The organism is Pseudarthrobacter sp. B907, from assembly GCF_040137805.1.
GTDB lineage: Bacteria > Actinomycetota > Actinomycetes > Actinomycetales > Micrococcaceae > Arthrobacter.
The window spans coordinates 76,475-90,450 of sequence record NZ_JBEEQE010000005.1 but is presented as its reverse complement, the minus strand read 5'-3'; the positions used below and the strand labels follow the sequence as shown (position 1 = coordinate 90,450).

General features: G+C 70.0%; 8 protein-coding genes and 1 pseudogene. 1 reads left to right on the top strand and 8 read right to left on the bottom strand.

Annotation, left to right across the window (positions count from 1 at the left end; translation table 11 throughout):
• Window positions 1-64 precede the first annotated feature (64 nt).
• The 3 genes from ABLI39_RS06110 to ABLI39_RS06100 all read right to left on the bottom strand — a co-directional run bounded on the left by ABLI39_RS06110 (window position 65) and on the right by ABLI39_RS06100 (window position 6,782).
• Window positions 65-2,707, bottom strand: coding sequence for a LuxR C-terminal-related transcriptional regulator (locus ABLI39_RS06110; protein ID WP_349412540.1), 2,643 nt, complete (start codon window positions 2,705-2,707; stop codon window positions 65-67).
• Window positions 2,708-2,765: 58 nt separating this feature from the next.
• Window positions 2,766-5,501: a LuxR C-terminal-related transcriptional regulator gene (locus ABLI39_RS06105; protein WP_349412539.1), complete on the bottom strand. Its 2,736-nt coding sequence runs from the start codon at window positions 5,499-5,501 to the stop codon at window positions 2,766-2,768.
• A 225-nt stretch (window positions 5,502-5,726) separates the two neighbouring features.
• A complete protein-coding gene (locus tag ABLI39_RS06100) occupies window positions 5,727-6,782 on the bottom strand; it encodes a helix-turn-helix transcriptional regulator (protein WP_349412537.1) in 1,056 nt (351 codons plus the stop codon).
• Window positions 6,783-6,954: 172 nt separating this feature from the next.
• On the opposite strand from ABLI39_RS06100, the gene ABLI39_RS06095 reads away from it, so the two are divergent.
• On the top strand, window positions 6,955-7,254 hold the full coding sequence (locus ABLI39_RS06095) for a hypothetical protein (RefSeq protein ID WP_349412536.1): 300 nt from the start codon (window positions 6,955-6,957) through the stop codon (window positions 7,252-7,254).
• 942 nt (window positions 7,255-8,196) lie between these two features.
• On the opposite strand, the pseudogene ABLI39_RS17405 reads toward ABLI39_RS06095, so the two are convergent.
• The 5 genes and pseudogenes from ABLI39_RS17405 to ABLI39_RS06070 all read right to left on the bottom strand — a co-directional run.
• Window positions 8,197-8,490 (bottom strand): annotated as a pseudogene (locus ABLI39_RS17405) (helix-turn-helix transcriptional regulator); the annotation flags it as partial.
• A gap of 73 nt (window positions 8,491-8,563) precedes the next feature.
• Complete coding sequence (locus tag ABLI39_RS06085) at window positions 8,564-11,305, bottom strand: helix-turn-helix transcriptional regulator (RefSeq protein WP_502935195.1); 2,742 nt, start codon at window positions 11,303-11,305, stop codon at window positions 8,564-8,566.
• Window positions 11,306-11,446: 141 nt separating this feature from the next.
• A complete protein-coding gene (pth, locus tag ABLI39_RS06080; protein ID WP_349412534.1) occupies window positions 11,447-12,034 on the bottom strand; it encodes an aminoacyl-tRNA hydrolase in 588 nt (195 codons plus the stop codon).
• Between the two features lie 99 nt (window positions 12,035-12,133).
• Window positions 12,134-12,766 (bottom strand): 50S ribosomal protein L25/general stress protein Ctc, encoded by a 633-nt coding sequence (locus ABLI39_RS06075; protein ID WP_349412533.1) that lies wholly within the window; start codon window positions 12,764-12,766, stop codon window positions 12,134-12,136.
• Between the two features lie 224 nt (window positions 12,767-12,990).
• Window positions 12,991-13,971, bottom strand: coding sequence for a ribose-phosphate diphosphokinase (locus ABLI39_RS06070; protein WP_138769945.1), 981 nt, complete (start codon window positions 13,969-13,971; stop codon window positions 12,991-12,993).
• Window positions 13,972-13,976: the final 5 nt, after the last annotated feature.

The window sequence follows — 13,976 nt, the reverse complement described above, 5'->3', positions numbered from 1 at the left end:
GCGGCAACGGTGAAAAACCCTTGAATGGCGCACTCGGGCCCTGCTGAGGCCAGCCCGGCCGCGCTTAAGGCAGCGGAAGATCGCGCTGGATGTCCATCAGCTCGCCGCGGCGGCTGACGCCGAGCTTGCCGAAGATGCGGTACAGGTGGCCTTCGACGGTCCGCTGGGACACGGTCAGCCGGGCCGCGATTTCGGCGTTTGTGGCCCCGCCGGCCACCAGCTTCAGGATCTCGGTTTCCCGGGCGGTGAGGTCGGCGTAGTGTTCGCCGCGGACGATGTTCATCTGCCCGGACATGCCGGCGGCGACCATGCGGTGGTGGACCTTGCGCTGGACCGCGGTGAGCTTCCACTTGTCCGGGTCGTGTTCAAGCAGCTGTGCGGCCTGCTGGGCGGCTTCGAGCGCCAGGAGCAGGTAGCCGGCGCTCAGGGCCTGGTCGCTGAGCGCCATAAGCTCGGTCGAATCAGAGGCGGCGACGGCGAGCGCGTAGTCCCGCAGCAGGCGCGCCTCCGGGCCCTCGACGGCCCCGCTGCTGGCCGCCAGGGCCGCCGCCGCCCCGGTGTCCCCGCCGCGCAGCGCGAGCCGCCTGATGTCGGTTTCCACCCCCCGCAGCCCCTGCCGCTGCGCTTCGGACGCGAGCCGGTCAAGTTCGCGGCGGGCGTTGCCGGAATCAAGGCCGGAGGCAGCCTCCGCCGCCGTGCAGTAGGCCTCCGCGAGGAGCAGGAGCGTCGCCGGCTCGCGGTAGCCGGTCCTGCGGAACGCCAGCGTCTGCTCCGCCGCGTCCCCGGGGTGTCCGGCCGCGGCGGCGGCGTAGGCCGCCACGGCGTGCGCGAAGGCGAGCAGCTCCCAGGGGTCGGCGATCAGGAGTTCTTCCACCCCCAACAGCAGCTCGGTGCGGCTTTCCGGGATGCGGCCCTGCCGCAGCCGGGAGTAGCCGCGCATCACATGCAGCATGCCCCCGCTGTACAGCAGGCGCGGCGACAGGGCGGTGGTGTAGTCGTCAAGGACGGAAGCGAGTTCCTCCCATTCGCCGGCGCAGATCAGGTTCAGGCAGTGCCTCGCCAGCACGTCTTCGTAGACCAGAGGGAGTGCCAGGCCGCCGCCCTGCACCCCGCGCCAGGCTTCCCGGTCGATGCCCAGGCCGGACAGCACCCGGCCCTGCGCGGTCAGCACCTCCGCCAGACGCGACACCGCAGGGATGCGGATCTCCGGGTTGCCCTCCGCGGCGGCGGCCAGCCCCTGCAACCGGGCCTCGAGCTCCGCGGTCCGGCCCTCCCAGCGCTCCAGCAGGAGGCCGGTGGCCATACCCACGGCCGGTCCCGCCCAGCGCGGCTGGGCGGCACCGGCCGTTTCCGGATCCCCGCCGCCGTCGTCGCGCGGAAGCTCCAGGGCTGCCGCCGCCGGTCCGAGCCGGGCCGCCAAAAGGGCGGCCAGATAGGAGGCCTGGCCGTACCGCACCGGCTGCGCGGCCTCCAGGTAGCCGGCCGACGCCTCGCGCCCGCCCAGGATGTAGTTCGCATAGGCCTGCTGGATCTTGGCCTCTGAGAGGTAGCGGTCGTCCCCGATGGCGCCCGCTACCCGGAGCGCCGTCGCGGCATCAAGGTCGATGTTCGCGGCCGTGGCCGCCCGGAGCAATTCCGGGGCCGGGACCTCCGCGCCGGAATCCAGTGCCCAGCGCAACTGGTTAATGAACGCATCCGGGTGAACCGCACCCGCCCAGGGCAGCGCCAGGAGGCTGGCCCGGAGACCCGCGCTCCGTCCCGCGGGTACCCGGCGGCGGATGATCTCCCCGATGAGCGGGCTGGCGGGCCTGACGATCCGGTCCCGGTCCCGCGAGACGGTGATGATCCCGGCCATCTCGAGCGCGTCGACGGCCCGGGGGCTGCTGAACCTGAGGATCTGCCCGAGCGAGAGCGGCCCGGCCAGGGCAACGATCGCGGCCGCCGTCTTTTCCTCCGGCGACATGGAGCGGACCTGGTGGTCCAGCAGGTCCGCGGCCGGGACGTCTCCCAGCTCCGGCGGCGCGAGGAGGAACCACGCCCCGCGGCGCTGGCCGATGGCTCCGGTGGCCCGGGCATGCTCGATCAGGGACATCAGCATAAACGGGTTGCCGTCCGTCAGGTGGGCGAACAGCTCGCTCACCCACGGCGACACCTCCGCTCGCAGCACCTGTTCGCAGAGCTGGTGCACCTCGGCGCGGCTGAGCGGCGCCAGGTCGAACTTCGCGATGATGCCGTCATCCCACAGGGCGAGGAACTCCTCGGGGATCAGGGGGCCCGGACGGCAGGTGGCGAGCAGCCGGGCCGCGCCGGTCGCGACCGCCTGCGCGAGGAGTTGGACGGTCCCCCGGTCCAGGCTTTGGGCGTCGTCGATCACGAACAGCGCCAGCGTCGGCTCGGCCCTCAGGCTGGCCGTGACGGCGCCCAGCACGGCCGCGTAGGAGTCGAGGTCATGGGCCGGAAGGCCCGCCAGATAGGGTGCCAGTGCACCGAACGGGACGGCGGCTAGCGCCGGCGTCGCAGCGAGCCTGATCACCGTTCCCTGCGGGTGCAGTTCCGCCAGGACGGCCTTGACGACGGCGGTTTTGCCGGACCCGGAGCTTCCAACAATCAGGGCCCCGGCCCTGCCCTCGTCACGAAGGCAGCGAACCACCTCCTTGACGACGCCGGACCGGCCGATCAGGGTCGCGGCATCAGTCAGGCTTTCCACTCAGGGCCACTCCCGCCGCCGTCGACCGCGTCCGGGGCCCCGGAAGGCCCCGGGCGGGTCAACCGATGCGGGCGCTGGCCGCCGGTCCCGAGATGACATCTTTGAGCTCCGATCGGCTGGCGACATGGAGTTTTGCGTACACCTGGTACAAGTGCCCCTCCACCGTGCGGACCGAGACATGCATCTGTTCGGCAATCTTGCGGTTCGATGTTCCGGCCGCGGCCCGGACCGCGACTTCGCATTCCCGGGCAGTCAAGGTGGAGGTAGTCAGCGAATGGAGGCCGTTCTTGGGGCTGCCGAACCTGTCGTCGAGGGACTGTTCGGTGCGCTGGGAGACGCGGAGCGCGATGCGGTTTCCGGCTTCGTTGGCACAGTGGACGGCGCGGCGGGCCACGTCCCGGGCGAACACCGCATTCCCCGACGCGTCGGCATCCTTGGCAACGGCCAGCAACTGCTCGCTGGCGCAGTCCTTCACACCGTCGGCCAGCCGCAGGCAGAGCAGGGCGAACTGCCCGGTCACCCTGCCGGCGAGTCCGGCGAGCTTCTGGCACAGCTGCCGGTCGCCCAGCCGGGCCGCCGCGGACAGGAAGAGCAGTGCGGTGGCCGTGGCGCCCGCCTCGGCGTCGGCGTCCGAATCGGCGACGAGGGTGCGGATCGCCGCGGGCCGCTGGCCCAGTTCGGCCAGCGCGCACAGTTCGAAGTACCGGGTCATCCGGTCCACCAGCCAGGAGCTGGCACGTTGCGGCTGTGCCACCTCGGCCAGCAGCAGGCTGGCCCTTTCCTCGTCCCCGGCAAGCCCGGCGGCATAGGCGCAGGCCGCTGTGGCCAGGGAGGACAAGGCATCCGGGTCCTGCATCCGCAGCTGCCACATCCCGGCCTCAAGCCACGGGGCGGCGGCGTCCAGGTGTCCGGCGTGCAGGTCGATCACGCCCTGGACGATCTCGAACATCCCGCCGAGGCGCGTTTGCGGCTCCGCGGTGCCGGAGGTGGCCGAGAGGAAGGCCGAGGCCTCGCGGAACTTCGCCGAGAGCAGCATCAGCAGCAGGAACCTGCCCCTGATCTCGCGGACGGCGCGGTCGGACATCGGCACGGTGGCGGCCGCGGCGACAACCTGCTTGCCCAGGGCCATGGCGCCAAGGACATTGCCGGTAACGGACATGGCCTCGCAGAACAGGCTCGCCGTCAGCAGCCCGGTTTCGGTTCCCAGCTCCGCATCCGGTCCGGCATGGGCTGCGAGGACATCGCCATAGCGGCCCTCGAACGCTGCCAGCCGAATTTCGGCCAGCCGCAGCTGCTCCCGGGCCGGCTGCAGCTGCGCCGGTTCTTCCGCGGCGGGGCCGTAGAGGCGGTCCCGGACAAGGCCGAGCCTGGTCCGGGCATCGCTTGCGGTGGCGGCGCTGTGCAGGTCAAGATCCACGCGCAGCAGCTGCAGGGCAACCCATTCCGGCAGCGGAAGCCCGGCACCGGCTGCGCCGTCGAGCTGGTGGAGGAGGCGCCGGGCGGACTCGTCGTCGTTGGCCGCCATCTGGGCGTGCACGGATTCGATGGCCACTCCGGCGAGCGCCTCGCCGCCGTCGATTTCGTGGATGAACCGCAGCGCCGAGGCGGGGTCGGAGGAGCTGTTGGCCAGGTGCGCGGCGGCGAGGGCCGTGGCGGAACTGATCTGTTCCCCGCAGTCCAGTGCCCACGCGACGTCGGCGGATCCGGCGGGTTCGCCCTGCTCGGTGTCGGCCAGCACCGCGGTCAGACGGCGCCGAAGCTCGGCGCTGCGGCCCGGAGGGACCACACTGGCGACGATGGCGGCGGTCACCGTGTTGGCGACGCTGACCATCGGCGGGTGGTCATGGCTGACCTGGATCAGCGCACGCTCCTGCAGGTTGTCCATGTCCTGCGGGTTGAAGATCCGCATGAGCGTCTGCAGCGGCACGGCGCCGGCCAGGGAGATCAGTTCGAAGACGTCGCGCTGGCCCGGGCTGAGCCGGTTCAACCGCGCCTTGACGACATCGCGCACCTCGCCGGTCAGGGCGATGGAGCCGCCGCTCTGGACCCAGGCGCCCTCTTGCCGGACGATGGTTCCGAGCTTGATCTGTTCCCGGGCCAGGGAATGCAGGAACAAGGCGTTTCCGCCGCTGGCGCTCCAAAGCGCGCGGGCGGCCGTGTGCGAGAAGTGGCCGCCGTATTCCTGGTTGAGTGTGGCGGCAGTCTCAGCGAAATCAAACGGCTCCAGATCCACGCGGCGGAGCAGATCATCCTTCCAGAGCCCCATGATGTCGCCGCCCACGTGCGGCAGGTCAACGCAGGCGGCCAGCAGGGTCACGTGGCCCCCGGCGCTGAGCTGGGCGACCATCATGCAGGACAAGTCGTCAAGGTCGTGGGCGTTGTCCACGAACAGGACAATGGCCCGGCCCTGGGCTTTGGCGTGGAGGAGCTGGGTGAGTCCGCGCAGCACCATCAGCGGGTGCTCCAGGTGGGAGGCATCGAGGTCGTTGAGCAGCACGCTCAGGGCGCCATAGGGAAGTTTTGATGAAATGGAACTGCCCCGGACCTGGACGACCAGGTAGTCGTCACCGAGTTGCTCCAGGGTGCGCTGGGCGATGAAGGATTTTCCGGCCCCGTGCTCCCCCACCAGGACGACGCCGCAGCCCGTTCCTGATGTCAGGGTTTCCAGGACGTCCGCCACGATGTGCTGGCGGGTGAAGGGTTTTTCCTGCCGCCCGTGCGGGGGGCGTTGCGCTGGTGGAATCGCGTCCGTTTTGCCGCTGCCGGCAGGCACGCCGGCTTCTTGCTGGAACATGGGAGAGACCTTCGCAATCAATGTTTAACCAGTGATAGCTCTACGCTAAGGACCGGGCGCGGCGAAGGCATCCGTAAGTAGTACTCGTTTGCCCGGCGGGTATGGCCCGGGTGCCTACGCGGCTGTACTCGAATCCCGCCGGGCTCCTGGGGCGGCATACCAAGTAGCCGCCGACTAACTCCGAGTGCCCCCGGCCGTAGCGCGCCCCGGCCGGGCAGGCACCACCTACTCCTCGGCCATTCGGCGCAACTCCTCGCGTCCTTTGACGTTGAGCTTGGCGTAGCTGCGGTACAGGTGGCCCTCAACGGTGCGGACCGAAACCTGCAGATCGGCGGCAATCTGCCGGTCACTCAGGCCCCGGACAGCCAGCGCCACAATGTCGCGTTCCCGGCGGGTCAGGAGTCCGAGGGTGTCATCCTGGCCGGCCGGCTCCTCCCCGGAAGCGCTGTCGGCACGGTCACGGCAGCGCTGCCGTTGGGCCGCCGCCATCCGCTCCCGCAAGCTGTCGCCGGCGGCATGGTAGGCCGTGGCGGCGTCGCCGTACGCCAGGGCCGCAAAGCCCCACAGTTCGGCCTCCTCGCAGGTCTTGGCCGCGTCGAGCAGCCCCCCGGGGAGACCGGATCCGATCGCCGCGGCGTAACCGCAGACGGCTCGCGCCCGGCGGCCCTCCAGTTCCGGTTTCAGTTCGCGCAGCCGCACCGCCGCGTCCGGGTCGCCGAGCGCCAGCCGGAAGGCCAGCGCATCGAACTCCAGCCCCGCAGTGCTGCCATCCCCGACGGGGTTTCCGAGCCGCTGCAGTTCCTCCGCCGCGCGGCGGTAGCCGCCGAGCCGGGCTTTGCCGTACACCACGGCCATGGCGGCGAGGGATCGCAGGTAGCGGGAGACAGGCGGGCGGGCGGATTCGTAGTCCGCCAGGAACCCGGCGGCCTTTTCCGTGAAGCCGGCGTCGGCGGCGGCGGCGAACGCCATCGCGGCGGTCAGCGAAAACAGCTGCTGGGGGTCGGCCAGCCGCAGCGCTTCGAGGGCTGCCCGCAGCGTGCGCTTGGCCTCGGCGGCCCGGCCCTGGTAGAGCAGGACGATCCCGGCGGCGGTGTGGACGCCGCCGCCGAAGGTGATCAAGCTGGGCCCAAACCCCGCCACAAAGCCCTCGAGCAGACTGTCCGCGGCGCCCCAGTCCCCGCCGTGGATCGCCGCCGTGACGGCGCGGACCACCAGGAAATCGGAGAGGAAGTACAGTTCGTCGTGGTCGGTCCCGGCCGCCGCCAGTGCGGCGGCCGCCACCGCGTAGGCGCTGTCCGGTTTGCCCGCGAGCAGGAGTTGTTCCGCTTCCAGCGCCAGCCCGAAGGCCCTCTCGAGGTTGCTGGTCGGAGGCTGGCCCCCGTCCTGGGCCGCCGCATCGCCNCACTCCCCCCGCCACCGCGTAGGCGCTGTCCGGTTTGCCCGCGAGCAGGAGTTGTTCCGCTTCCAGCGCCAGCCCGAAGGCCCTCTCGAGGTTGCTGGTCGGAGGCTGGCCCCCGTCCTGGGCCGCCGCATCGCCGCCGGCCGCCCCGGCAGCCTCGGCGTCGCCGGCAAGGGCCAGGACCATGGCGCGGATCGTCCGCACCCGCTCCCGCGTCGCCGCGTGGATGCCCTCGGCGTCGGCGGGGTTGTCCGCGGCCAGCCGTTCGCCGGCGTGGAGCAGCGCCTCGGCCCGGTGCATGATGTCCGCCGGAGTATGCCCGAGCGCGGAGAGGACCGCCGCCCACAGCAGTGAGCCTGTCAGCAGGCTGTCCACGGTACGTCCCTTGGCAAAATCCGCCTCCAGGATGTCCCGCGCCGCCGCGTGGTTGGAGGTGTTGTAATACGTCCGTGCGATCACCGCCCGGGCCGCGAGCTGCAGTTCCGGGTCCTTGACCCGCGAGGCAGCCTTGCGGGCCAGGTCGTCCTGGAAGAGCCTGCCGGCCAGGATCGCGGCCCGGAGCAGCTGGCGGTCCTCGACCTCGAGGCCGCATTCCATCGACCAGCTCACCTGGCGCAGCAGCCCCTCGGCCGAGGCCGGTTCCCGGTCCATCAGCCGCAGCAGGCTCTGGCGCAGCTGCAGGCTGCGGGCGGGGGAAACCAGGTTCCGCAGGGTGTCGCCGTAGATGGTGTGCCAGAGCCGCAGTTCGGGCTCGGCGCCCTCGGAGATGCGGAGGAGTTCCTGTTCGACCAGCCCGGCGACGGTGGCTTCGTCCACCATGGCCTCGATCAGGGCCTTGGACACGGGCTCGGCCAGCGCCACGAGGTTCAGTGCCTTGCGTTCTTCGGCCGGGCGCCGCAGCAGCTGGCGGCGGACGACGTCGGTGAGCCGTTCGCCGTGGCTGTTCAGCGGGCGGGCGAGCAGCCACACCCCGTTGCGCTGCAGCAGCGTCCCGTCGCTGATCGCGTCGTCCACCAGGCAGCCCAGCAGCAGCGGGTTGCCGCCGGAGGCCTCCCAGAGCACCTCGGCGACATTGGGCAGGACCTGGGGGCCGAGCCGGTCCGCCAGGATTTCGGTCGTTTGTTCCCGGGTGAGCGGGCGCAGGTCGTGCCGTTCGGCGATGCCCTCGAACCAGAGCTGCAGGAGCGGCTCGGGCACACCCGGGCGGGCCGCCGCGCCGACCAGCAGCTTGGCCCAGCCGGCGGCGGCGAGTTCCACCAGCACTCCCGCCGTTGCCTCATCGAGGTCGTGGGCGTCGTCGACGATCAGCAGCAGCGGCTTCTGCGTTGTCCGCCGCTGCCCTTCCAGGTAGCTCCAGAAGGTCCGAAGCACGGCCAGCTGGGAGGTGGCGTCCTCCACGGGCAGGCCCACGATGAACGGTGCGAGCACACCGTACGGTACGTGGCTCAGCGCCGGGCTCCCGTGCAGACGGACCGGCGTCACCTGGCCGCGAAGCTCCTCGGCCACGGCCTCCATCAGCTGCGATTTGCCGATCCCGTGGTCACCGAGCAGCAGCACGGCGACGTGTGTGCCGCCCTGAAGTGCCTCCACCGCCGATGAGAGGTCTTCCGAGCGTCCGGTCAGGACACCCTGCCGGGCTTCGCCGGGAGCGGCTGCGCGGACCCTAGATGAGTCCAAGCAGATCACTCCGCGAGGACACTCCGAGCTTCGTGAATACCTGGTACAAGTGCCCCTCCACTGTCCGAACCGAGATGCCCACTTCCAGGGCGATGTCTTTGTTGGAAACACCGTTGCCGGCAAGGGCCGCGATTTGCCGCTCCCGCTCGGTCAGCAGCGGACCCTTGTTGTGCGGAACGACCGGCAAGGCCGGCACCGAGTCGGACAAGGATTCCAGCATGCTGTGCGCTGCCGTGGCGCTGCCGGCCAGCCCGGCGGCCTTGGCAAAATCAAAGGCGAGGGCCGCGCACCTGGCCTGTACAGCGTCGAGCTCCAAGGCGGCGGCGAGTTCGGCCGCTTCAAGCATGGTCACGGCGTCCTTTTTGCGGCTGCCGACCGCCACCACCCGGGACAGCTCCGCCAGCGGGCCCTCCCGCAGCGCAGCGATCTCCTCCAGGAACTGGAAGTCCTTGACGGTGCCGTTGACGGTCGCGCCGAACATACTGATGCCCGCCAGGGTGTAGAGCCCGTTCCGGAAGTGCCGCTCGGCGGCGTGGACCAGCCGGTCCTTCGCGTCAGGGTCGCCCAGCCAGCGGGAGGTCATGTCCATGCAGAACTCGGCCGAACTGCTGACGACGAAGCGCGCCGGACCGTCCGCGGACCGGGCGCGGTCCAGGTAGACCGTGGCCTGCACGGAGTTCCCCATCTGCGCGTAGGCAAAGGCGGTGGCGGCGTAGGCCTGGCGCAGCGCATGCAGGCTGGTCCTGACTTCAAGCTGGGCGATCGCGGCCAGCAGCGGGTCCAGGGCCAGGTGGCCGCGGCCGGCGTACACGTAGGCGAGTCCGACGGCGAGGTCGGTGGCGGCGCTGCCGGAGTGCAGGCCATGCCCGGCGCGCCCGCTCGCGTCCTTGAGCATGTCGATGCTCTGCCGCCACTGGCCGGAGAGGAGCAGGACGTTGAAGGAACGCCAGGCGAAGTTCTCCCGGATCCGCGGGACGTTGGCCCATTCAACGAGCCGTCCGCCGATGTCGCGCATCAGCTCCCGGGCCTGCAGTTCCTTGCCCGTCAGGCACAGGGCCTCCATCAGGATGATCGAGGTGCGCAGCCGGTGGACCGGGTCGATGGCGTCGGTATCGGCACTCGCCGCGGCGGCAGCAAGCCGGTCCATCATGGGCTGGTAATCGCCGATGAAGGACAGGTAGTTGAACTCGCAGAGGTCAAGGCACAGGCCGGCGCGGGCCAGCGCGTCCGCGTCGCCATCTTCGCGGCGGAACTCCTGAAGCCGCAGCCGGGCCTGCCGGATGAGCTCCGGAACCTTCCCGCTCCGGTCCTCCAGCCAGGCCATGCAGTCGGCCTTGGCCGCGATCAGCTCGGCAAAGGCCTCGGGGGCGAGGTCGTTGATCTGCGCCTCGGTGACGTCGTCGAGGGCGGACATCGCCTGCAGCGGCAGGCCAAGCTGCAGGTACGCGGCGGCCTTCTGCAGCTGCCCCGCGGGCCATTCACTGTCGCCGGGTGCGATGCTGCCGGCGCATTTGAGCGCGAATTTCGGATCGAAGAGCCGGACCGCGGCCTGGGCGGCAGCCAGCGCGTGGGCCGGCGCCAGCTCGGCGTGGCAGTCGTGCGTCCACGCCGCGTAGGCGAGCAGGTCCTCCACCGTGAGTTCCCCGAGCTCGTCCTCCTGGTGGCCGGGGACCTTGTCGCGCAGCTCAAGCCGCCGCTCCACGCTGAGCCAGTTCCGCACGATGTCGCCCAGATACCGGTCACCGAGCGTCACGAAGTGCCGGTCGGTGCGGTCAACGACGATCTGGCCCGCGTCCTCCATGTCCGCGATCAGTCCCGGCCCGTACATCCTGGCCAGCCTCGACAGGGACATGCAGCGGGCGCAGGAGAGCACCTCGATGACTTCGCGGGCCTCGGGCGACTCCCGGGCGTAGCGCGCCCTGACGATGTCCTCCAGGGCGGTTTTGCCGTCGAGTACGACCTCGTCGAGGAGGGTCCAGACCGAACCGGAGAGCACCAGGTTGCCGCGTTCGATCTGCTCGGAGACGACGGCCTGCAGGAGGGTGGGGCTGCCGCCGACCAGCTCGTGCATCTGGCTGGCCAGGGCGGTTGACACCCGGTGCCCCAGCGCGGCCTGGAGCACCTCGCGGGTTTCGATCTCGGTCATGCTGGCGAGCCGGACTTCGGCGAGCTGCCCGGAGGTGATGAGCCAGTAGAAGTCGGGGGGAAGGTCGGTGGCGCGCTGCGCGGTGGCGATCAGCCGGGCGGTGCCGGTCTGCAGCAGGTTAAGCAGCACCCCGGTGCTTTGCTCGTCAAGGGACGCCGCGTTGTCCACCAGGATCACGCATTTGCGTCCCGCCGCGTCGTTGCGGATCAGCGAGGTGATCCCGTGCAGGATCGCCGTCGGCGAGCCGAGCGAGCTCTGCGGAAGGCGGGCGAGGGTGAACGCGAGGCAGCCGTAAGGAGTGGCGGCGCCGGGTCCGGAGGTGCGCAGCTGCAGGGTGTAGACGTCGGGGCCGAAGCCGGCGAGGGCGCTGCGCCCGACCAGGGATTTGCCGACGCCGCGGTCCCCGGTGATGACCACGCCCATGCTCTCGGGCGCGATAAGGGCAGCCCGGACACGGTCGGCGTCTGCTCCGCGGGCCAGTCCTGACCACGCGTGTCTATTCACCGGCCCCGCGGCGTGCTGATCTTCGGCGGGCGCCAATGTAATGGAAACATTCCCCCAGCCCAGCGAATCCCTCGACATCTAGTTTCCTTTGTACCGCTTTGCGGACGGCAAACCCGTCTCCGTCCGCCTAGAAGTAGCGTAACCCTATCCCCCGACAAGAGAGTAGACAGATCATAGCGGCACAGCGGACGCTTGGAAAGGAAACCCGGCCGGCGCCGGCTAGGTCGCCTTCGCGGGGTGGAACTTCTGCTGCGCAGCCTGCAGCCCGTCCCGGACCAGCGCCTCGACGGCGTCGGCGGCGGTGTCGATCAGGAACGGCAGCTCCTTCTTCTCCGCCGTCGCGAAGTCCCGCAGCACAAAATCCGCGGTGTCCATCCGGCCCGGCGGCCGGCCCACCCCGACGCGGACCCGCAGGTAGTCCTTGGTGGCCAGCGCCTTGGAGATATCGCGGAGGCCGTTGTGGCCGCCTTCGCCGCCGCCGATCTTCAGTTTGACCGTATTAAAAGGAATGTCGATCTCGTCGTGGACGGCAATGATGTGGGCGGGGTCGACGTCGTAGAACTTCGCGAGTGCGGAGACCGGGCCGCCGGAGACATTCATGTAACTCAGGGGCTTGGCCAGCACCACGCGCGGGCCGCCGATGCCGAGCCTGCCTTCGAGGACCTGGGCACGGGACTTGTGCGACTTGAAGCCGCCGCCGACCCGGGCGGAGAGTTCATCGAGCACCATCTGGCCGACGTTGTGCCGGTTGTGGGCGTATTCGGTGCCCGGGTTGCCGAGGCCTACGATCAGCCAGCTGTCGGTCATGGATCCATCCTTTTAATAGGCGGCGGGTCAGGGCGGCGGGAGCGGAGACGACGGCGGCCGGGCCCCATCGGGACCCGGCCACCTGAGAATACGCCGGAATTACTCGGCAGCAGCCTCGGGGGTCTCTTCGGCTTCGGCACCTTCGGCGCCTTCGGCCGGGGCAGCCTCCTCCGTGGTCTCTTCTTCCTCGAGGATTTCGACGGCCTCGGAGATGTTCACGACCAGGGCTTCGGCGTCGGTCAGCAGGACGGTGCCCTTGGGCAGCACGACGTCGGAGGCGTGGATGTGCTCGCCGGCGGCGCGGCCGTCGATGCTGACCTCGATGGCGGTCGGCAGGTGGGTTGCCTCGGCCTCGAGCGAGAGGGTGGTCATCTCCAGGTTGTGGACGTTGCCCGGGGCGACCTCGCCGGTAACGTGGACGGGGACGTCGACGGTGACCTTCTCGCCCTTGCGGACGGTCAGCAGGTCGAGGTGCTCGATGATCTGCTTGATCGGGTTGCGCTGGATGTCCTTGACCAGGGCGAGGTGCTCTTCGCCGTTGATGTCCAGGGACAGCAGGGCGTTGGCGGTGCGGACGGCCAGGGTGGTGGCCTTCGCCGGCAGGGTGATGTGGATCGGCTCGGCGCCGTGGCCGTAGATGACGGCGGGGATCTGGTTGGCCATGCGGGCGCGGCGGGCAAAGCCCTTGCCGAATTCGGTGCGTACTTCTGCTGCGAGCTTCTGCTCAGACATGGGTGTCTCCTCTGGGACGAACGGTGTTCGGCAAGGGCGGAGGTCTGTCAGCGACCTTCAACGCCGGGCGGCATGGCCGCCCCTTCAGAAGGGAGTTTCAGACCCAGTCGATAACGGAGACCAGCACTCCGGCTGTTCAGCCGGCGCTCTCCCTCGCCAAGGTATCGGGATCGAGTCTAGCAGTGCCGGGCCCCGTCGCGAAACGGGGCCCGGCCCGGCAGCTGCTACGCGTTGCCGTCGAAGAGGCTGGTCACGGAGCCGTCGTCGAACACCTCGCGGATCGCGCGGGCGATCAGCGGGGCGATGGAGAGCACGGTGAGCTGCGGGAAGTGCTTGTTCGCGGAGATCGGCAGCGTGTTGGTGACCACGACTTCGCGGGCGCCCGACTCGGCGAGGCGCTGGGACGCCGGGTCGGAGAAGACCGCGTGGGTGGCGGCGATGATAACGTCCTTGGCGCCGGCGTTCTTGAGCACCTGGACGGCGCCGGAGATGGTTCCGCCGGTGTCGATCATGTCGTCGATCAGCACGCAGGTGCGGCCCTCGATCTGGCCCACCACGGTCTTGGAGACCGCTTGGTTGGGCACGGTGAGGTCCCGGCTCTTGTGCACGAAGGCCAGCGGGGCGCCGCCGAGGCGCTCGGCCCACTGCTCGGCGACGCGGACGCGGCCGGTGTCCGGGGAGACGACGGTGATGTTGTCCGAGCCCACCCGGGTGCGGATGTAGTCGGCGAGGAGCGGGATGGCCATCAGGTGGTCCACGGGGCCGTCGAAGAAGCCCTGGATCTGCGAGGTGTGCAGGTCAACGCTCATGATCCGGTCGGCGCCGGCGGTCTTGTACAGATCGGCGACCAGGCGGGCGGAGATCGGCTCGCGGCCGCGGCCCTTTTTGTCTTGGCGGGCGTAGGGGTAGAACGGCGAGACCACGGTGATGCGCTTGGCGGAGGCCCGCTTGAGCGAATCGATCATGATCAGCTGCTCCATGAGCCAGTTGTTCAGCGGGGCCGGGTGTGCCTGGATGACGAAGGCGTCGGTGCCGCGGACACTCTCGCCGGCCCGGACGTAGATCTCGCCGTTGGCGAAGTCGTAGGCGTCCAGCGGCAGCAGCTCGGTGCCCAGCTCCTTGGCGATCTCGCGCGCCAGCTCCGGGTGCGCGCGCCCGGCGGCAAGTACCAGCTTCTTCTCGCCGTGTGCCGTAATTTCGCTCATGATTG

Excerpts from the sequence above, each read along its gene's own strand:
- ABLI39_RS06085 (WP_502935195.1), bottom strand. The coding sequence starts at position 11,305 with ATGTCGAGGGATTCGCTGGGCTGGGGGAATGTTTCCATTACATTGGCG.
- ABLI39_RS06075 (WP_349412533.1), bottom strand. The coding sequence starts at position 12,766 with ATGTCTGAGCAGAAGCTCGCAGCAGAAGTACGCACCGAATTCGGCAAG.
- pth (WP_349412534.1), bottom strand. The coding sequence starts at position 12,034 with ATGACCGACAGCTGGCTGATCGTAGGCCTCGGCAACCCGGGCACCGAA.
- ABLI39_RS06070 (WP_138769945.1), bottom strand. The coding sequence starts at position 13,971 with ATGAGCGAAATTACGGCACACGGCGAGAAGAAGCTGGTACTTGCCGCC.
- ABLI39_RS06105 (WP_349412539.1), bottom strand. The coding sequence starts at position 5,501 with ATGTTCCAGCAAGAAGCCGGCGTGCCTGCCGGCAGCGGCAAAACGGAC.